This window comes from Geobacillus sp. 47C-IIb (assembly GCF_014679705.1).
GTDB classification, from domain to species: Bacteria; Bacillota; Bacilli; order Bacillales; family Anoxybacillaceae; genus Geobacillus; species Geobacillus thermodenitrificans.
On the sequence record NZ_CP061473.1, the window covers coordinates 2511267 to 2531276 of the forward strand.

Sequence of the window (20010 nt, forward strand, 5' to 3'; positions counted from 1 at the left end):
TGTATGGCTGAATTAGCGCGCACACCGGCAACGCCACCGACAGCGATTGAGGAAGAAAGAACTGTTTCATTATGGGGAGAAGCTTGGCAACGGTTTCGAAAGAATAAAATCGCGCTTGTTGGGACAGGGATCGTCTTATTTTTTATTATGATCGCCATCTTGGCGCCCTGGTTGGCGCCGTATGACTACAAAGAACAGCAGTTGGCTGAGCGGCTGCAACCGCCTTCGAGTGAGCACTGGTTTGGAACGGATGATTTTGGCCGCGATATTTTCTCCCGTGTGATTTATGGAGCGCGCATTTCATTATGGGTAGGGTTTTTCTCTGTGCTCGGGTCGATCGTTGTCGGCTCATTGCTTGGCATTATCGCTGGCTACTACGGCAGATGGATCGATGGAGTGATTTCACGACTATTTGATATTATGCTAGCATTTCCGAGCATTTTATTAGCGATCGGCATCGTTGCGGTGCTCGGCCCGTCTTTGCAAAATGCCCTTATTGCCATTGCTGTCATTAATGTGCCGAACTTCGGCCGTTTAATCCGTTCTCGCGTGTTAAGCATTAAGCAGGAGGAATACATTATGGCGGCAAAAGCAATCGGTATGAGCGATTGGCGCATTTTGTTTCACCATATTTTGCCCAACAGCCTAGCGCCGATTATTGTTCAAGGGACATTGGCGATCGCTACTGCCATTATCGAAGCGGCGGCACTTGGCTTTTTAGGATTAGGGGCACAGCCGCCAAACCCAGAGTGGGGGAAAATGTTGTCCGATGCGAAAGATTTTTTAACGCAAGCACCGTGGATGATGATTTTTCCAGGACTGGCGATTATGTTAACCGTGCTCGGTTTTAACTTAATGGGTGACGGGCTGCGCGATGCGCTTGACCCACGGATGAAAAGCTAAAACAGGCGGCCCGCTATGAGCGGCCGCCTGTTGACTTTTCGAGCTGTTTCGTCAGCTCCTCATCATAATGGTAATGGTGGAAGCTATCAATTAACTTATCTAAATGCTCAAGCCGATCCCCGTAATCGATGATCGCTCCAATTAAGGAGAACAACCGGTACTCAGCGGGCAGCTGTCCTTCGGAGTAAAAGGTCGCCGCGAGCCGTTCACGCTGGCGGTATATTTCTTCGGCTCTCTTGTTATGGGGAAGCGGTTTTGCCTTATGGATAAATTTCAGCAATAGCTGCTCATGATAGTCAAGCAAGTGGCTGAGATGCAAGCTGATGGCTTGGTGGAGCTCAGCAGGCAGACGTCCGAGCTCGTTTTCAAGGCGATGAAGCCATTTTAATACTGACAGCGCTCGGTCAGCCGCAGCAATCATCTGGCGGTATAAAACGAGCTTGCGCGATTTTTGGAAGCGCTGGCGACGGAAATACGTGCGCTCTTCCTTATACATGAAATAAAGATGCTTGAGTTTCGTCATTTCATCGAGCAACGTTTCGATTTCATCTTTTAAATGATGATGGTCGGCAACTTGTTGCTTATGCAGTCGGATCCATTTTAAAATCGTTTCCGTCTCACCACTAATTTTTTCGTACAACTTTTTTTCGTACTTTGGCGGCAAGAAAATCAAGTTGACGAGAAAGGCGGCGAAAATGCCGAGCATAATGGTTAAAAAGCGGATAGCTGCAAATTCGATAAACTGGCGTTCCGTATATTCCATAATCGCGATAACGGTCACAAGCGCCACCGAAATCGTCGACGATTCAAGACGCATTTTTAGGCAAAGAGCGATGACGATCATGAGCGTCAAGCCGACGATAAGTGGGTCACGGCCAAGGATGAGAACCGCGGTGATTGCGAACAAGGCGCCGATCACGTTCGCTTGTACTTGTTCAATTAATGATAAGTAGGAACGATAAATGGTCGGCTGCATGGCGAACACCGCAGAAATGCCGGCAAACACTGGTGATGGAAAATGAAAAAGCGCCGCTAAAAACAGAGCCAACGCCACGGCGATTCCCGTTTTAAAAATGCGGGCACCGAGCTTCATCTATGGAAATCTCTCCTTTTCGATTTGGTAAACCATTCTGTACTATACACACTTTTATCTATGAGTTCAAGGGGAAAATATAACGCCCCGCCGAAATCGGCAGAGCGTTGAAAAGATTCAGAAGGCAGTCTTGCTATTGGCGGTGCGTCGGTTAGAGAGGCGGGTATTCATTTCCTGATAAAAACGGGTTCCATCAAGCCATTGTGTTTGCCCGGCAGCAGAGCGGATGAGCGCTAGCGGCTGCCCTGGAGTCAGCGACTTGGCGGTGTCGCCATATGGCTTGGAGGTGATGAACACACGGGAAGGAGTGTCCATTTTCCAAAGCGACTCGGCGGTGTTGGCAATCCATATGGCTTCCTGTTCCGAACAGGCGGCAAAAAGAACATGTGGTTGTTCCAGCGGCGACAATCCGTTTTGTTTAGCCTTATTTGGCATGAAAGCAAGTCCGACTGCTTCGAGCAGGCTGTAACCGTCAATGTAAATGAGCGTCTCGACTGCCGAAATAGACGTTTTAGCGCTATGAACAAGCATGCCGGCTGAACCGAGACGCTTATAGCAAAGAGGCGCGCCTGCTTGCCCGACATAAGCGAACGTAGCAGTTGAGGCGAGGAATGGATGAGATACATCCGGTTCGCGCAGCAATTGGGCTAATGTGTCAGCTTGATAGACCACATGGGTATGGCTAAGCGAGGCGACGCGGACGATTGAATCGCGCTCCATTGCCGCCATCAAGCGGAACAAACGGTCGGATAAGGAAAACACATCCCTCGGCAACATGGCGATTTGTAAAAACAAGGTATTGCCATCCGAGGATGGTCGGATGGATTCGAAAAGAAGAACAAAGCCGAACTGTTTGCAAAGTTGGCGGAGATGCACCCGAATCGGATCTGCGTCAGCCGACCGAGAAATGTGTACATGGCCGACGATGAAATGATCATTTGTTGCAATTTCTGGGTTTTGTCCGGCGTTGGCAAGTTTCTCCATCCATAGCTTGCGTGGGATATCGAGTTGGATGATGACGTTCCCTTTTGCCGGATGCCCCCATTGCGCAAGCGCCCCAAGGACGGATTGGACATGCTCGTTAGTCGGGATGTCCTGCTTTTCTACTGCCGCCAACAAAAAAGCACCTCGTTGTTCTGCTGCGTTTGGCGAACGATGTGTGTGTTGCTCCATATATACTAGGCGCGGTCGGGAGGGGGTTCTCCCATCGGCGCCGGTCACCTCCTCGAATGGCTTGCTGGATGAAAAATGACAGTCTTAATTTTCAGAATTTGTTGTTTATCATATCATGTGGGTTGCAGGAAATCAATGGTTCCTTATCTTGTGGCGGTATTGTTCACAAAATTGTCAACATCAGCAGTCGTATAAATAAACAGCGCCCGCCTAGCAGCGGGCGCTTCAGCTTGTCGACAAAGTCGACAAGCTGTTTTATTATGAAGGTAAGACGAGGGAGAAATGGAGGAAAGGAACGATGCTTCGGCCACACCAAGAAGATGGGCGCTATACCGAAACCACGGTGAAACTGGATGATCTGGTTCCAGAGGATCACTTGGTAAGAAAGCTGGATGCGGCCATTGATTTTTCTTTTATCTATGATGTGGTGAAAGATCTCTACTCTCCTGATCATGGACGTCCGAGCATTGATCCAGTGATGTTGTTTAAAATGTATTTGATTCAGTATGTATTTGGGATTCGCTCCATGCGTGAAACCGTCGAACAAATCCGAACCAACGTCGCCTACCGTTGGTTTTTAGGACTTAGTCTTCATGATCCCGTTCCTCATCACTCGACGCCAAGTAAAAACTATGCGCGTCGTTTCGCTGGAACGGATGTATTCCATCAAATTTTTTCACGGATTTTAAAAGAAGCCTTTGAACACGGATTGGTAGATTCGAGTGTCTTGTACGTAGACTCCACTCATGTCAAAGCAAGCGCCAATAAAAAGAAGTTTACAACGGAAATGGCAGAAGTCGAAGCCAAAGCCTACCAACAGGAACTCGAAAAAGAAATCGAACGGGATCGGATCGCTCATGGAAAATCGCCGTTGCCATCTGAGAAAAAAAAAACGGGAAGTAAAAGTAAGCAAAACGGATCCGGAGAGCGGACTGTTGGTGAAAAATGAACGGGAGCGAGTGTTTGCCTATTCGTATCATACAGCTTGTGATCGCAACGGATGGATTCTACAGACCTACGTGACGGCAGCCAACGTCCATGACAGTCAAGCGTTTTTTGTGCTGTTCGAACGAGTGAAACGGGAAATCCAATCATGTCCGGAAGCCGTGTGTGTAGACGCAGGATATAAAACTCCTGCCATTGCCAAGTATTTACTCGAACAAGGGGTAAAGCCGATTTGGCCGTACACTCGCCCGAAAACAAAAGATGGATTCTTTCGGAAATCAGATTTTGTGTATGACGAATATTTTGATTGTTATCTATGCCCCAATGATCAAGTTCTATCTTACTCTACTACGAATCGGGAAGGGTACCGGGAATACAAATCGGACCCGGCGGTGTGCCGAAGCTGTCCGTATCTTCATCAGTGCACGCAAAGCAAGAGCTACACCAAAGTAGTCACTCGCCACGTATGGCAGGACTACTATGAAGAAGCAGAGCATTTGCGGTATGTTCCGGAATACCGGGAACTCTATGCCCTCCGAAAAGAGACGATTGAACGGGATTTCGCCGATATGAAAGAGAAGCATGGTCTGCGCTGGACGCATTACCGGGGATTGGAAAAAAATGAGGCGCAGGCGATGCTTGTTTGTGCTGCCATGAATTTAAAAAAACTGGCGAATTACCTATGGAAGGCGAAGCACCGCCCTTTCTTTTCCTTTGCATGGCTTCCCATCCTACCCACTTTTTTTGAAAACATAGTCTATTTATGGAACAAAATGGGTTTCAGACATTCGTCTGAAACCCATTTTGTCAACAGTCTGCAGCGCCCGCCTAGCAGCGGGCGCTTGAATGGCAGAGGCATGCCGGCCTAGAGCACTCGTGATTGAACCAGACAATGCGCGGCGTAAAGCTGTTTCTTTACTAATTGAAAAACGTTACCCGTGGTGCTATATACATGCAACATGAAGAGTTAACTTCTCAGTCATCCTGCACACCCTAAGCGCTGCAGCACTTCCTCCGGACGTTCGTGGATGTAGTTGACAAACCGAGTAATGGCTTGAATGATATCGTTGCGATCCTTGTGAAATACATTGGCAATCACCGTATCTTTCAGCCATTTCCATAAGCGTTCGATCGGGTTCAGCTGTGGCGAATAGGGAGGAAGGTAAATAAAGTGAAAACACTGCCCTTCTTCCCGCAAAAACTCCTTGACCATTTTGGCATGGTGAATGCGGGCGTTATCCAACACCAAGACCATGAGACGGTCCGGATAGCGCTCTTTGAGCATTCTCAAGAAATCCAAGAACGTCGCGGCATTGGCAGCGGTCGTTTGATGAAGCACCGTTTCGCCATCGTGGATGTTGACCGCGCCAAACAGCGATACGTGGGCATGATGGCCGAACGTCGGCACTTGTTTTTGGCGGCCGACTGCCGACCATGTGGACCGCAAGACATGGTAAGAGCGGATATGTGTTTCATCAAGGTACAACAAGACCGAATCAGGATCCATTAAGTTTTTTTTATGAAGTCGATCTGTTTCTCAAAATTCTTTTGTCGATCCGGATCGCCTTTGGCCAATGTGTAGGTCGGCCGTGTCCACGACAGCCCTTTGCGGTGCAGGAGTTTTCGCAACGCTTCGCGGGAAATGCAAACACCGAAGTGCTTTTCGACATAGGATTGCAGGAGTTTGGTGTTCCACGCCGAAGCGACGTCCCAGCCCAGTTCTACGGGAGTGGTGGTCAACACAAGCTGTTTGATCTCTTCCTGCTGTTCTTCGGTGAGAAACGGCTCCCGCCCGGGGGCGAAATCCCGATGAAGCAAGAGCTCCAGACCGCCTTCGTTGAACAGCGACACATAATGGGAAACGGTTTGTCGGCACACGTTGACCATGGAGGCCACCTCTTTGCCCAAATAGCCTTCCATGACCAGGCGAACCGCCATCACCCGTTGGCGAAGAAGGGTGTTTTTGATTTTCCGTTCCTGTTTGCGAAGTGTCCGAGGTGTCCATCCGTGATCGTTGGTGATTTTGAGACGTTTCATGCAGAATTCCGCTCCTTTTCCATGCTTTTCCTTAGGAGCAGTATAACCGGAGTGGGAACCACTTATACGAAGGTTAACTTTTCAATGAGCATATATATAACTACTACTAAAGATGGATCTTATTCAGTACATAGTGGCACTTCTTTAGCTGCAGCTCATGTAACAGGAGTAATTTCATGGATTATAGCAAATGAAGAAAGATATAATTTACAAGTAAATGATCCTAAACTAATAAAAAAGATTCGTGGAATATTAAAAAAGTATTCAATAGACCTTGGTGATCCAAACTACTATGGGAATGGGTTTATAAAATTAAATTAGGGGTGAATTGTTAATGATTAAGAGAATTATATCTATTATTCTATCAGTTGTTCTTTTTATTGGACTCTTACCAAATAAAGCTGTTTGGGCCAACGATTCTGTAGATGAAATACAACCGAATGAATACAGAGATGATATAGACATTGTTGAAAATAACTCTGAAGAAATTGTAGCTGAAACAAATGTTTCAACGGTTGATGAAGATATAACTGTTTCTGCTTCCTGGGACAAAATAAACAATGAATTTATAATAACGTCAGTAGAAAAAGATTCAGAAGGAAATGAATTAGTTAAAGAATATGAAGTAGAGTTAAAAGAAGCATCAGAAGATAAAATTGTTGCTGTATTTAAAGATACTGAAACAAACGAAGAATTTGTGGTAAACTCAAATGAAGCTCATGCGTCGATGGCATTTCTAGCTCCAATTGGGGTTGTAATAGGTGAAGCGCTTTTATCTCATTTAATTGCTGCATCTGCTGCAGTGGTAATAGCAGGTGTAACATATACTGTTGCAAGTAAAGTTGCCAGTAAATTAAGAAATAAAAGTTATGATCACTATGCAGCTGTGATAAGAAAGGGAGACGTGTATATTGGTAATCCAATATCATACTCAGCCGCAGTTGCTAGAATGAAGTCTGGTGGCGATGTTTGGTCGAAATCATATTCTTTAGCTGCAAAAGTGGCTCGTGGAGCAGGAAATGGTAGGACTCCTGTGGGACCAGAGAGACACGGTAATGGTAAGCCAGGATACTATTGGCATTTTCATACTTATAACAGAAGTGGCGGGCATTCATTCTATTAATTTTAAAGGAGCAGATTCTTATGATTCAAAAATTATTTGATAAATATAAAGAGCTTAAAATTCCAAATAAATTTACACTTCAAGAAGTAGATTCTATACTTAAGGAAAAATATAATGCTGTAGAAATTGATAAACAGCAATATACTCATTTAAAAAAAGATCCTTACATTAATTATGAAAAAATTGCTAAATCTTACAAGTTAGAAGATAAAGATGTTTTAAGCAATCTGTTTAGTGATGAGGAAAAAAATAATTTTATCGAGATTATAAAAGAGAATAGTAATTATCCGATACACCCTGAAGAAGATTACAATAAAGCTCTTGAACAAAGAAATTTACAAGAAGGTAAATTACTCTTAATTTTTCTAGAGTCTGAAGATGGAAAATATATTAGTTCTTTTACATTACAGGGACAATGTGAAAAGCTATACAATGAGCTTGTAGTATTTAAAGGAATAGACCCCGATGAATGTGATATACAAAATGAAAACTTTGTACACTACTTAGAAGCTCTTTTAAAAGCTGGCTATATAAAAGAATAGTCTATTTGTTTAAAAGAAGACGGTGGCTTATTATATGTGCCATCGTCTTTATATTTTCATTACTCGTTTTATAAGATTAAGTTATACCCGAGTTCGACAGTCACTAGGCAAACAAAATGCCTCTCGCCCCTTGATACAAAAGGGATCGGAGGCATTTGGGCACACTTCGGGCGTGTATCTAGGTGCGAGGGTGGATGCCTAGAATCTTTGGAGGAGGTTCCAGCCCTAGAGCCGCAAGGAATAGCGCTTGTTTGGCCGTCAGTTCGGTTCGTTGATAAAGGTCGCCGTTTTTTGAAGAAAAATGTCCAAGCATGAGACGCTCGCATTCGTCTCTTACTTTCGGCCACGATTCATGAGTTCGGATCTCCACGATCCGAACCAGCAAGAGAGCCAGCCAACTGAGCAGCACATGCGCCCGGATACGGTCTTCCAAGCGATGATACATGGGGCGCAGCTCGAGTGTTGATTTCAACGTCCGAAAGGCCTGCTCGATATCCACCAGTTGCTTATACCCGAGCGCGACATCCTCGGCAGACAAGGTGTCATCGGAGGTTCGGATGAGATATTTGCCATCGTACGTTTCCGCTTCACGAACCGCTTGCTTGTCGATGCGAAGCGTTCCATCCTTCAATTGACGCAAGTATTTTCCGTAGGACGGATGGGAACGCAGCCGGCAGGTGGCCTTATGATGAGCTTCATTGGGGAGTTGGCGAAGCCCTCCAACTCCTCTTTCAGCGATTCGAGCAGCGTTTCCCGTTCCTTGCGTTGGCGTTCGGCTTCGCTGGGATTGTACACGAGAACATAGCGCTGACGCGCTTCTCCGTCGCCCACGATGATTTCTTTGATATGCAAGTTCTCGCGAACTTGTTGGTAGCGCCCGCGACGGTTTAGGGCCTCTTCGACGGCGGCTTTGCCGGACCGCATTTTTTCGCCGACAATGTAGTGTCCCCCGGCCTGTTGCAAGATTCGCAAATTCTCTTCAGACGAAAATCCGCGGTCCATCACGCTGATCACACGCCCAAGCTTCCAGCCAATCAAGTCTTGTTTCACCTGTTTGATGACCGTCATATCCATCGTATTGCCAGGCCATACCCAAGCGCGAATGGGGACTCCTTCCCGGGTAACGGCCAGTCCAATGACGATTTGGACCAAATCGGGACGCTTATCTTTGGAAAACCCCTGCTTTCGAAGCGATTCTCCTTCTGGTGTTTCGGATGGATCCACTTCGAAGTACGACGAAGTCGTATCAAAGTAAATCAAATCGACTTCCAGGTTCAATAAATCGGCCACGGCATGGAACACTTGGCGTTCCAATTCCGGCTGCACAGCCAGCAGCTCATCCATCGCCCGGTACAACTGGTGGCTGGCGACTTGGGGAAGATGAGGGATATGCACGTCTTTCTCCACCCACTCCTCCATCGCCAACTTGCTTGACGGATGAAGGGCACGATTCGCCACCATGGCAAAAATCAGCCGTTCCAACGGAATCTGATGATGTCGGGAGGCAAACAAGGAGTGGAGAATCTCTCCCAATCCCAGTTGTCTCCAGAGCTGATCCAAAAGCCAAGCGCCACCAAGGCGTTTGCTTGATTGAAACTGAAAGTCATCCGACACTTCTCCTGTCAACGTCTCGATTTCCCAAGCCTGCTCAGGAGAAAGGAATCGCGAAATGCTTTTGGCCAGACGCTCCAAGACAGCGCGATCCACCTCGTCTTCGCGCCCAAACGAATAAATCACCTTCGCTTTCGCATATTTGGCCTTCGGATCCCATTCGTTGTGAGCAAGCTGGAGATACGCCACGGTCGTTCCATCTTTGTTTTTGCGTGTTACTCGCCGTATGTACATGCCTATATTATAACCGATATTCAGCTGTTTTAAAAGTTAAAATAAACAAGTCGTGTGCCTATGAAATTCAGTGTTTTTTTCTAGGATCCGCATCGCGAAATCTTTGATATAACAGCATTTTGGCCATTTTCATTTGCCTAAAATGGCCTCAAAACTGTCGAACTCGGGACACAAGTTTACAAAAGAAAAGATTTATTTGAAGTTGATTCGCCAGTGATTGTTTATTGGGATCACTTTCATTATGTGGTATTAGAGAAAATAAATAAAAGGGGATACCATGTGTTGGATCCTGCTATTGGTCGATGCATTTATTCTAAAGAGGAGTTTCATAAACATTTCACAGGTTATTATTTGGAATTAAAACCCAACAATAATTTTAAAAGGAAGAAACCGAACAATGTTTGGCTACCATATCTAAAAATAGCCTTTGAGAAACCTAAATTATTATTTTCAGTATTAATTGGGTCAATGTTTATTCAATTACTGACTATAATAATGCCTTTACTTACAAAATTTGCAATAGATGAGATTGTTGGCTTAAATCATTACGAGTTTTTTTACAATTTTCTTCTCAGTATTATTTTTCTGGTTTTAATTAATGGAGTAATCCATTTTTTACGCGGCCGTTTTTTAGCCAATTTAAGGGTTCATCTTGATTGGAAATTAATGAGCAGGTTCTTTAAACATTTAATTAATTTACCTTTTCAGTACTTTCAAATGAGATCATTTGGAGATATAGTATACAGGGCAAATGCCCATATAATGATACGTGAACTTTTTTCTCAACAGACCATCATGAGTTTTTTAGATTCTACTTTAATTCTTATCATACTTGGATATATGGCAATAAATTCACCTTGGTTAACAGGATGGGTAATTTTATTTGGGTTATTGAATGTATTATTATTAACCTTAACACAAAATGCGATTAAGCAGCGCTCCGAAGAGGAATTATCTGAACAAGCTAAATTTCAAGATGCACAAGTTGAAACATTATATGGTATTTTTGGAATCAAAATGGCCGGTGTAGAACGACAAGTTTTTAATCAGTGGGAGCGCTTGTTAAAAAATCTATTAAGTGCATTTAAGAAAAAAGAATATTATTCTAATAAAATAAATGCTTGCATAGTGAGTTTGGAGCTGGCTGCTCCTTTAATAATTTTAGCTTTATCATTACACCAAGTTCAACTTGGAAACATTACTGTTGGGACAATGGTGGCATTCTATTCATTAACAGGGACTTTTTTCGGACTGGTATCTTCTTTAGTTGATACAGTACAAAGCATGATAATGATGGACACTTATTTACATAGGATAAATGATGTAATGGAAGCTCCAACAGAAAAAATACCGGAGAAAGCTATAAAACTAGAAAAACTTTCAGGCAATATTAGACTAGAAAATGTTAGCTTTTCTTATACAAAATATAGTCGCCCCGTACTTAAAAATATCAGTCTTGAAATAAAAGCAGGGCAAAAAGTTGCGATTGTTGGACCATCAGGATCAGGTAAAAGTACACTGGCCCGGATGTTATTAGGTTTATATGAACCAAATGTAGGTGAAATATTTTATGATAATGTTAATTTAAAAGATATAGATAAGCAGTGGTTACGGAGAAAAATTGGAGTTGTCCCTCCAGATGCCACTCTTTTTAACAAATCCATTCTTCACAATATTTCAGTTTACGAGGAAAATCCTTCTATGGATGATGTAATTGAAGCTGCGAAAATTGCCCAAATACATGACGAAATAATGGCTATGCCAATGGGTTACTACACACCTGTCTCTGAAATGTCGATGAATATATCAGGTGGCCAAAAACAAAGAATTATGTTAGCAAGAGCCATTCTACAAAAACCTGCTATTTTGATATTAGATGAGGCAACAAGTTCATTGGATAATATTAATGAGAAAAATATTGATAAACATTTAAATGAAATGAATTGTACTCGTATTATAATAGCGCACCGTTTAAGCACAATTAAAGATGCGGATTGCATTATTGTTCTGAATGATGGAAAAATAGTTGAATCGGGGACTCACTACGAGTTAATGAAAAGAAAGGCTTCTATTACAATCTTTATTATTCAAAGAGTAATAATGAGGAATTAGACGCCGTTTTGGAAGGTGAAATTTAAATGACTACTTTATTTGTAAACGAAGTCAAAAATCAAAGTATCGATATAGGGGATATGGACCGCTATCATTTTGAGTTTCTTCAGCCGATTTTGGAACATAAACGCTTTGTCTTCCTTGGGGAGAGCAGCCATTGCGTCAAAGAATACAGTCTAGCAAAAGTAAGCCTGATTAAATATCTTCATGAAGAATTGGGGTTTCATGTACTTGCCTTTGAAAGCGAATTGGGGCCATGTATGATCGGCGATTATCTGTCTGATCAACTTGATTCTAAACGTTTTATGGCGGGTACCATTGGGCGTGTGTGGCAAAATGAATTTGTCCTTGGATTATTTGACTATATGAAAAAAATGAAGCAGGAGCGGCCGCTGTATTTTACTGGTGTGGATGTTTATCAAGGAAAAAAGGAGAATTTGTTTTCGGAATTCCTCGAGTCTTATTTAACGGGTCCGACCAAACAGAAGTTTGTCGATTTTGAAAAGCGGGCGATCGAGGTTTTGATTGCAGCCGATAAACGGAAAATCAAGCGTTCAATGCGCCAAAATATAAGGGAAGAGATGGAAAGTAAGGGCATGGAATTGATTGAGGAACTCAAACAGCATTGTTTTCCGGACAGCAAGATTTATAAAATTGTCCTCCGTACGATGGAAAATAGAGTAAATTACTTGAAAGCAACTTTAGAAAAAAGTTTCTCGAAACTTTTTGAGTATCGGGATGCATTAATGGCAAAAAACCTAGAATTTTTAGCACAGGAAATATACCCAAATGAAAAATTTATCATTTGGGCACATAACATGCATATTAGCAAAAATACTTCCGCCAAGCGCCTGTCTGCCTATAAATCGTTTGTGGAAAACCTCTCCCAAACGATTAAGGAGAAAAAGTTTTGTATTGGGGTTGTATGCAAAGGAAGGCAAAATGTTGGATTATACAGGTAAGGAATATCCAATAAAAAAAATGAATAAAAAACATTTGGAAAGCCTTCTTGACCATTCCCCTTATCAAAATAGTTTTATTCAGTGCAATGGAAACTGGGCACAGAAAAAGTGGCGGGCCTATGAGGGCGGAGGAATGCCTACTTCCTTTGTACCTGCACAACAATATGATGGGATTTTATTTTTTAAATATGTTTCCCCAGCTTACTTTGACGTTTCTGAGAAGAACAGAGAAGAGTAATTTGAAGCTATGAAATGATCAATGACATTGTGGAATGGTCAGCTAAAAGGTGAATTTGGAATAAATCCATTCTGTCGTGGCATTACTTAGAATTGTTTGGTCTAGAATACATCTATTATGTGTTTTGTAACACGTTCATTTATTAAAAAAGGTGATAAGATGATGTATAAAATTTTGTGTAAAGCATTTTACTAGATCAAAGAAAAAAGGTAGGGCATTCTCTGATTTGGACCACAACACATTTCAGAGAAAGGAGTACCCTACCTATGTCTAAAAGTATACCGAATGCAGACTGGGCAAATCAACTAGAAAGTGCTATTCGCCAGTTTGTAAAGGAAAAATTAGAGCTGATCATGCGGGAAGAAATTAAAAATTTCCTCGAAATTGAACAGGCTGGAACGTCGAATATGAGAAACGGCTACTATCAGAGAAATCTAGATACGCAATACGGTCGGATTGAAGGTCTTTTGGTCCCTAGAGACCGAAACGGAGAATTTCAAACGCAGCTGTTTGCCCCTTACCAACGCCACACGGGCTGGCTTGAGGAAGCCATCATCAGGATGTATCAAAGTGGCATGAGCACACGTGAAATTGGCAAGTTTATTGAACGAATTTTAGGCAATGCCTATTCTCCTGCAACGATCAGTCGTATTACCGATGTAGTGAAGGAAGACATCGAGAAATGGCACACTCGTCCACTGCACAAGCGTTATTCTGTCTTATATTTGGATGGTTTATACGTAAAACTTCGTCGCGAAACCGTGGAGAAAGAAGCCATTTATGTGGTGTTAGGGGTGAATGAAGAAGGATATCGCGAAATTCTTGATTTCTTTGTGGGAGGACAGGAAAGCGCCTATGTATGGCAGGAGATTCTTCAACAACTATACAACAGGGGCGTAAAGGAAGTGCTTCTGGGCGTATTCGATGGACTACCGGGGTTGGAGGAAGCCTTTAAGGCGGTTTATCCGAAAGCCGATGTGCAGCGTTGTGTCGTTCACAAAGTCCGCAACACGCTCCATCGTGTTCGGAAAAAAGACCAATTCGAAGTGGCCGAGGATCTCAAGCTGATTTATCGCGCGCCGAATAAGGAGATGGCGTTACAAATGTTTCAACAGTTTGAGTCGAAATGGTCCAGCAAATATCCAAGAGAAGTTCAATCTTGGGCCAATGAGTTGGATGTCCTCCTTACATTTATGGATGATCCAAGCAGTATTCGAAGTGTGATTTACACGACCAATGCCATCGAACGAACGATCAAGGAGATTCGGAAACGCCTAAAACCGATGAACAGTTTGAATAGTTTAGAAGCCGCTGAAAAAATCGTGTATTTGACCATTCAAGATTTTAATGAGAAATGGGCAGGGCGAAAGTTGCGAGGATTTGCCGAAGCGCATGAAGCCCTTCAACGAATGTTTGAAGAACGTTATCATTAACCAAATACTGTAAATAAACAAAATAGGGGGATTCTCCCTTTCCACACAGGAGACTGAATATTCAGTCTCCTGTGTGGAGAAAATCAGTCCCCTATCAATTCAAATCCATTTCAGAGAAACCCTACCCCATTACATTACACAAAATTCTTGACGGTACCGTATTTTCCAAATAAAATAATTATTGTAATAATTGTAATATAATGAATATTTAGTTATATTAAAACCGCCCCTTATCCTATGTTTTGATTTTGTTCTGTTTCACAAGTGCATTACATGCCTAGTCTCAATCTTTCTAAGGGTGATCATTTTGAACGCTACAAAATTTTGTATAGCAACGTTTCTTTCAAACTTGGGGGATGTCATATACAGTGTTGTTATAGCTTGGTATATTGCTGATGTTTTACAATCAGGTTTTTTGATGGGAGCAGTTTTATTTTCCCTAGGTTTGTCGAGATTTATTGCTGGGCTTCTTTGCGGACCGGTTATTGATCGAATAGGGGCAAAGTTGTTTCTGTGGTTGTCAGACATGATAAGGGCAATCATTGTGTTAGTTTTGGCTATTCTGTTATGGGATCATACTATCTCTTTTGTAATTCTCATAATGGTCTCCGTTTTGTTTGGAGCGATTGATGCTTTTTATTGGTCAGCCTCAGAATCAATAAAGCCAAGATTAGTCGCTACTGAATATTTGAGTCGTCTCAATAGTCAATACTTCACTGTTGTAAGAACAACGATCATTTTGGGACCTTTAATCGCCGCTTGGATGGTTGAATCAATCTCAATAGAACATTCCTTGATAGCCATTTCTATCTTATATGTATTTTCAACTTTTTTAATTTTGTTTATTGACTCTAAAAATAGTCATCTTGAAAATATGAACGATAATAATGACAAAACTTCTTACTTTTCGGATTTAAGACTTGGTTTTAGTTTTTGAATAGACAAAAAATGATTTTTTATTTGGTTATAACTATGTTTTTTGTAAATATTGGAGCAAACGGGGTTAATGTATTGTTCCCTTTTTTAGCTAAAAATGTTAGTGATGATGCTAAGTATTTAGGATATATATATTCATCGATGTCAATGGGAAGTTTGTTAACTGGTTTAATCTTTTCAGTTAAAAGCATTCACAGGGTTGAATTGAAGATTATTTATTTATCTTTTCTTTTACAAGCTACTGGTATTGCCGCACTATGTTTCACCCAAAATTTTTTGATTATTCTAATTTTTGTTTTTGTAATTGGCTTAATTACTGGTTTTATAGGAGTCCTTATACCTACTTTTGTTCAACGTTCTGTGCCTATTCATTTATTAGGAAGAGTTAATAGTATTATGATGGCGATTTCAATGCTTTCAACGCCAGTAGCCCAGTTTATTTTTGGGGTCAGTGTTGATTATTTCAATATAAAATATCTTTTCTTCATTGCAGGTGCTTTGGGTATAGTTACTAGTTTATCTTCGTTATTAATTAATGAGAGAAAAGGTACGCCAAGAGAAACTGTAATGTAAAGGAGGTGTTAAGCTTGAATATATTAGTTGGCGTTACAGGTTCTTCAGGAGTTGTTGAACTACCTATGTATTTACGAGTTTTTAGAGAAAAACTAGATGCTAACATTAGACTAGTTTGTACATCGAACGTTCAGAAATTTATTGATGTCAATTTTTTGGCGGCGCACGCTGATGCTCCTGCATATCAGGATATGTACGATTTTCCAAAGGAGTATACACGAAATAGAGTTCCTCATTCCTTTTTACATGACTGGGCGGATATTTTCATAATTTTGCCTTGTACTGCTAATACTTTAGCGAAGTGTGCAAACGGAATAGCTGATAATTTGTTAACCATGCTGGTTTTATGCTCTCCAAGACCTGTTGTCTTTTTCCCAAATATGGGGCCAAACATGTGGGATGCAAAAGTTACACAATACAATGCTAAAAAGCTGATCAGTTTTGGACATAAAGTTGTATTTCCTAGTGGAAATGCATGGATAACTGCAACCGGAGAAAAAGTAGATTATGGACATGTACCTCCCCCATATACAGTAGCTGAGTATATACAGAGACATATACAGCAGTCAGACAATGAATTGAAAGGAGCATTCCTGTTAGAAGTTTTTTCGGGGACTTGAATAAAAAAAGCCCTCTTGGTATGATTCGGGGGTGTCAATCGGATGAATTGACCCCTAATTTGGATACCAAGGAGGACTATACATGAATTCTATCTCAAACAAGAAGATTAATCAAGTCACCGATCAAACGCTCGTCGTTGGCATGGATATCGCGAAAAAGAAGCATTACGCCTGCTTTGTGGATGAGCGAGGGAGGGTGCTGAAAAAATCGTTTCCCGTTCCGCAATCCAGAGAAGGGTTGGAATGGTTGTACCAGTGCATCGTGAAAGCGATGGAGGAATTTGAAAAAACGGAAGTGATCGTTGGCATCGAGCCAACGGGACATTATTGGCTCAATCTCGCTTACTTTCTTGACGAGAAGGGCATTCCTCTCGTCATGACAAACCCGATGCACGTGAAGCGATCCAAAGAGCTGGACGACAATCTTCCAACCAAGCATGATGCGAAAGACGCGCTCGTCATTGCCCGGTTAGTGAAAGACGGCCGATTCAGCTATCCGCGCATTCTGAAAGGGATGGAGGCCGAACTGCGCGTTGGAGCGACATTTCGCTCCAAATTGGTGGAAGAACAGGGAGCGATTCGAAATCAAATGATTCGCTGGCTTGATCGATATTTTCCGGAGTTTTCCCAAGTCTTCCCGTCATTTGGGAAAATGGCGCTCGCGGTGCTGGAATATACGCCATTTCCGAGTGATCTGGCAGGAAAAGAACTGGAAGAGGTGCTGGCCCTTTACCGGCAAAGTGAGGGATTACAATCGCCACAAAAACCGAAAGCGAAGAAGTTGATGGAATTGGCCCAACACTCCATTGGCGTAACGGAAGGACAACAGATGGCCCGTATCGAAATTGCCACGCTTGTCCGCCGGTACCGCCAACTGGAAGAAGAAATCGAGGCACTGACAGAGCAGCTGATCGAACTCGTACAGACATCGGTCGAGTACGAATGGTTGAAGACCGTTCCAGGCTTAGGCGATGCGACCATCGTAGAACTGTTATCAGAGATCGGGAGTTTCTCCCATTATCAGGATCCGCGGCAGCTTATCAAATTAGCGGGCCTGACGCTGCGGGAACATTCCTCCGGCCAACACAAAGGGCAAAAACGGATCTCCAAGCGTGGAAGAAGGCGGTTGCGCGCCCTTCTGTTCCGGGTGATGATGCCGATGATCCGCCACAACGAAGCGTTTCGGTAGCTGCACGAATATTACACGACACGTCCTGATAATCCGTTGCGGAAGAAGCAATCCATTGTAGTGTTATGCGGAAAATTACTGAAGGTACTGCATGCGGTGTGTACGAAACGACAGGCGTTTGACGTGAAGCGAATGATGCAGGATATCTTTGGCCTCGAAACGGCTGCTTGATGCCTATAGTCTCGATTCTCTAGACAACAAGGATGACACGGAGAAGCTGGCGCGATATCATCCATTCGACCTTGAGCCCCTAAAGGAGCTTAGCCGGCCTCTGCCTGATGACTAGACCGAACGAAGGAATGTAGGCACAAGGATGCCAAGAGACATGGGAGGGTTCGTCATCATCAGCGATGCAGAGATCCACGGTGCATCCCATACGCTTCCTCCACTACAACCAAATTTAACCAGTAGTGGCCGCGAAGCGTACCCAGTCAATGTAAGATATACACATATTTAAGAAATAATGTTAGGAACTTTGTCGAAAAATATTTTTTTGACACCCCTGAAACGGCTACAACCGTTGATATATCAACATTTATAGAGGGAGAGATTTAGTTATTCAATTATTAAACGCATTTGAATACATCCATTCAAAAGGAATTTTACATAGGGATATTAGTTATCAAAATATTTTAATTAAACAATATGATGATGGTTCTTCATGGGTAAAAGTGACGGACTTTGGTTTGGTGAAGCGTCCTGAGAGTAAATTAACTAGACAAGGTACGGAAATAAAAGGGGTTATTAATGATTATTCTGATTTAAGAAAAGTTGGTTTTGAAAATTACGAGATAAGGCATGAAACATATGCACTTGCCCAAGTGATTTATTTTATACTTACTGGCCGAAAAGGTGAATTCACAAGAGAAAAAAATACTGAGCTCAAGAAATTTATTTTAAAAGCTGTTTCAGCAAATAAAGAAGAACGTTTTACAAGTGTTAAGGAAATGAGAGAAGAACTGATAAGGGTAGTGTTACCTTCTCTCAAATCAGAAATCAAATGTTAAATTAAATTGAATTAAATATTGAGAACACCTGTAATTTTTGTTATGAGAATTCGACGATTACTAAGTAAACAAATCGCCTCTGAACCCTTCTTTATCAAGGGTTGAGAGGCGCTTCTAGATTCCTAGAGAAGTCCCACCTCTATAGATGTAAAGTGGGTATCCATATTTCTGAATTTCTATAAATTTAATGTTTATACCCGTGGTGCTAGATAAAATGAGATAAGTATAAAAATAGCCCTTGCATGAAGGATCTCCTTTAAAATGAAAGTGCTACCAAACATTCAAAAGGAGAGTTCACATGCAAGAGCACTTTCATTTTACAACAGACGAAGCGAAAATTCAAAAACAATATGCAGCGATTTTATTCTTTGTATCTGGACAATTGTCTTTAATTCAGATGTATTTACAACGTCGAAATCGCCATTTGTTGAAGCAAGAAGATGAGGTCATCATCGCCGTCCATGTTCTTGGAAAGTTGTTAGGTTTTACATCCGAACGAGCTTGGCACCGATTTGTGATCGGAAACTTATTTTCGAAAGATTTATTTCCTGAACGCTCTCGATATAACCGTCGTTGTCGAAATCTTGGCTTTGCCGTCAAATGGATCCGATATCAACTAGCCAAACGTGGGCAACATCATGCTTATGCGGTAGTGGATAGCTTACCCATTGAACTCTGCCACCACGTACGAATATATCGCGTCAAACGGTTTCAAGGAATCGCAGATATTGGGTATTGTGCATCCAAAAAGATGGCTTACTATGGATTGAAGCTTCATCTCCAGATCACTGACCAAGCGCTTCCGATGGGATATGTCGTCACCGAAGCATCCTGTCACGACCGGACAGCTGCGGAAACCGTGATGGTCCAACTTCCTCATCCGTATACACTTGGTGACAAAGGATATGTGAGCCAAGACTTGCAAAAGAAGCTGTATGATGAATACAAGATCACTTTTTGGACGCCCGTTCGGAAAAACCAGAAAATCCATCAATCGAAAGCATGGAAACGATGGATGAAACGAAAGCGCAAAGTCATTGAAACCGTGTTTTCCGTTCTCATTGATCAGTACCGGATCACAGAGATTCGATCCAACTCTGTTTCTGGATTTGAATCATCTTTGGATGGCATTTTACTCGCTTATTCACTCGTCATTCTTGGGCTAGTTGAGCGTTAAAGTTCAACTAGCACCACGGGTAAACGTTGTTTTTGAGCCTTTCAAAAATGGCAGTTGTCGGGAAACATTCATTTTTCTTTAGCCTGCTAGAGGCAAGGGTCG

18 protein-coding genes and 3 pseudogenes are annotated in these 20010 nt (G+C 42.4%); 16 read left to right on the top strand and 5 right to left on the bottom strand.

Translation table 11 applies throughout. The features are described 5' to 3' along the window. Positions 1 to 3 precede the first annotated feature (3 nt). Positions 4 to 903 (top strand): nickel transporter permease, encoded by a 900-nt coding sequence (nikC, locus tag IC804_RS12635; RefSeq protein ID WP_081157350.1) that lies wholly within the window; start codon positions 4 to 6, stop codon positions 901 to 903. Between the two features lie 13 nt (positions 904 to 916). Here nikC and IC804_RS12640 read toward each other — a convergent pair whose 3' ends face one another. Beyond that, positions 917 to 1996, bottom strand: a complete 1080-nt coding sequence (locus IC804_RS12640; RefSeq protein WP_008881543.1) for an FUSC family protein — start codon at positions 1994 to 1996, stop codon at positions 917 to 919. A 117-nt stretch (positions 1997 to 2113) separates the two neighbouring features. Next, on the bottom strand, positions 2114 to 3169 hold the full coding sequence (locus tag IC804_RS12645; protein ID WP_050772223.1) for a class II glutamine amidotransferase domain-containing protein: 1056 nt from the start codon (positions 3167 to 3169) through the stop codon (positions 2114 to 2116). A 490-nt stretch (positions 3170 to 3659) separates the two neighbouring features. Here IC804_RS12645 and IC804_RS18905 point away from each other — a divergent pair. Both IC804_RS18905 and IC804_RS18690 read left to right on the top strand, forming a co-directional pair. Beyond that, positions 3660 to 3791: pseudogene (locus IC804_RS18905) on the top strand (transposase); the annotation flags it as partial. A 124-nt stretch (positions 3792 to 3915) separates the two neighbouring features. Next, positions 3916 to 4983 (top strand): IS1182 family transposase, encoded by a 1068-nt coding sequence (locus tag IC804_RS18690; RefSeq protein WP_223812815.1) that lies wholly within the window; start codon positions 3916 to 3918, stop codon positions 4981 to 4983. 110 nt (positions 4984 to 5093) lie between these two features. Here IC804_RS18690 and IC804_RS18910 read toward each other — a convergent pair whose 3' ends face one another. Next, the gene (locus IC804_RS18910; RefSeq protein ID WP_060476368.1) at positions 5094 to 5621 is read right to left on the bottom strand and encodes an IS630 family transposase; all 528 of its coding nucleotides are present in this window, start codon (positions 5619 to 5621) and stop codon (positions 5094 to 5096) included. After that, the gene (locus IC804_RS18915) at positions 5621 to 6151 is read right to left on the bottom strand and encodes an IS630 family transposase (RefSeq protein ID WP_014195313.1); all 531 of its coding nucleotides are present in this window, start codon (positions 6149 to 6151) and stop codon (positions 5621 to 5623) included. Before IC804_RS18915 ends, IC804_RS18910 begins: the two co-directional genes overlap by 1 nt. 51 nt (positions 6152 to 6202) lie before the next feature. On the opposite strand from IC804_RS18915, the gene IC804_RS12665 reads away from it, so the two are divergent. From IC804_RS12665 to IC804_RS12675, 3 genes are read left to right on the top strand one after another with little or no spacing between them, the layout of a single operon-like run. Next, positions 6203 to 6472 carry a S8 family serine peptidase gene (locus IC804_RS12665; protein ID WP_190300611.1) on the top strand — a complete coding sequence of 90 codons (270 nt, stop codon included), beginning with the start codon at positions 6203 to 6205 and terminating at the stop codon, positions 6470 to 6472. Positions 6473 to 6485: 13 nt separating this feature from the next. After that, positions 6486 to 7274 (top strand): SAR2788 family putative toxin, encoded by a 789-nt coding sequence (locus tag IC804_RS12670; protein ID WP_008881970.1) that lies wholly within the window; start codon positions 6486 to 6488, stop codon positions 7272 to 7274. Positions 7275 to 7294: 20 nt separating this feature from the next. Then, a complete protein-coding gene (locus IC804_RS12675) occupies positions 7295 to 7816 on the top strand; it encodes a hypothetical protein (RefSeq protein WP_008881969.1) in 522 nt (173 codons plus the stop codon). A 178-nt stretch (positions 7817 to 7994) separates the two neighbouring features. On the opposite strand, the pseudogene IC804_RS12680 reads toward IC804_RS12675, so the two are convergent. After that, positions 7995 to 9661, bottom strand: a pseudogene (locus tag IC804_RS12680) (IS1634 family transposase). A gap of 213 nt (positions 9662 to 9874) precedes the next feature. On the opposite strand from IC804_RS12680, the gene IC804_RS12685 reads away from it, so the two are divergent. The 10 genes and pseudogenes from IC804_RS12685 (at position 9875) to IC804_RS12720 (ending at position 19908) form a co-directional block, all read left to right on the top strand. After that, the gene (locus IC804_RS12685) at positions 9875 to 11773 is read left to right on the top strand and encodes a peptidase domain-containing ABC transporter (RefSeq protein WP_223812816.1); all 1899 of its coding nucleotides are present in this window, start codon (positions 9875 to 9877) and stop codon (positions 11771 to 11773) included. Between the two features lie 26 nt (positions 11774 to 11799). Beyond that, positions 11800 to 12735 carry an erythromycin esterase family protein gene (locus tag IC804_RS12690; RefSeq protein WP_223812817.1) on the top strand — a complete coding sequence of 312 codons (936 nt, stop codon included), beginning with the start codon at positions 11800 to 11802 and terminating at the stop codon, positions 12733 to 12735. Next, positions 12716 to 12973 (top strand): hypothetical protein, encoded by a 258-nt coding sequence (locus IC804_RS18700; RefSeq protein ID WP_223812818.1) that lies wholly within the window; start codon positions 12716 to 12718, stop codon positions 12971 to 12973. Before IC804_RS12690 ends, IC804_RS18700 begins: the two co-directional genes overlap by 20 nt. 266 nt (positions 12974 to 13239) lie before the next feature. Beyond that, complete coding sequence (locus tag IC804_RS12695; protein ID WP_190300612.1) at positions 13240 to 14406, top strand: IS256 family transposase; 1167 nt, start codon at positions 13240 to 13242, stop codon at positions 14404 to 14406. A 298-nt stretch (positions 14407 to 14704) separates the two neighbouring features. Continuing rightward, positions 14705 to 15343, top strand: coding sequence for an MFS transporter (locus IC804_RS18705; RefSeq protein WP_223812819.1), 639 nt, complete (start codon positions 14705 to 14707; stop codon positions 15341 to 15343). Positions 15344 to 15354: 11 nt separating this feature from the next. Continuing rightward, entirely contained in the window at positions 15355 to 15915 is a 561-nt protein-coding gene (locus IC804_RS18710; protein WP_223812820.1) for an MFS transporter, read from the top strand. A 14-nt stretch (positions 15916 to 15929) separates the two neighbouring features. Continuing rightward, positions 15930 to 16535, top strand: a complete 606-nt coding sequence (locus IC804_RS12705; protein ID WP_060475569.1) for a flavoprotein — start codon at positions 15930 to 15932, stop codon at positions 16533 to 16535. An 82-nt stretch (positions 16536 to 16617) separates the two neighbouring features. Continuing rightward, positions 16618 to 17895, top strand: a pseudogene (locus IC804_RS12710) (IS110 family transposase). A gap of 428 nt (positions 17896 to 18323) precedes the next feature. Continuing rightward, on the top strand, positions 18324 to 18731 hold the full coding sequence (locus tag IC804_RS12715) for a protein kinase domain-containing protein (protein WP_236927521.1): 408 nt from the start codon (positions 18324 to 18326) through the stop codon (positions 18729 to 18731). A 298-nt stretch (positions 18732 to 19029) separates the two neighbouring features. After that, entirely contained in the window at positions 19030 to 19908 is an 879-nt protein-coding gene (locus IC804_RS12720; RefSeq protein ID WP_099232982.1) for an IS982 family transposase, read from the top strand. Positions 19909 to 20010 lie beyond the last annotated feature (102 nt).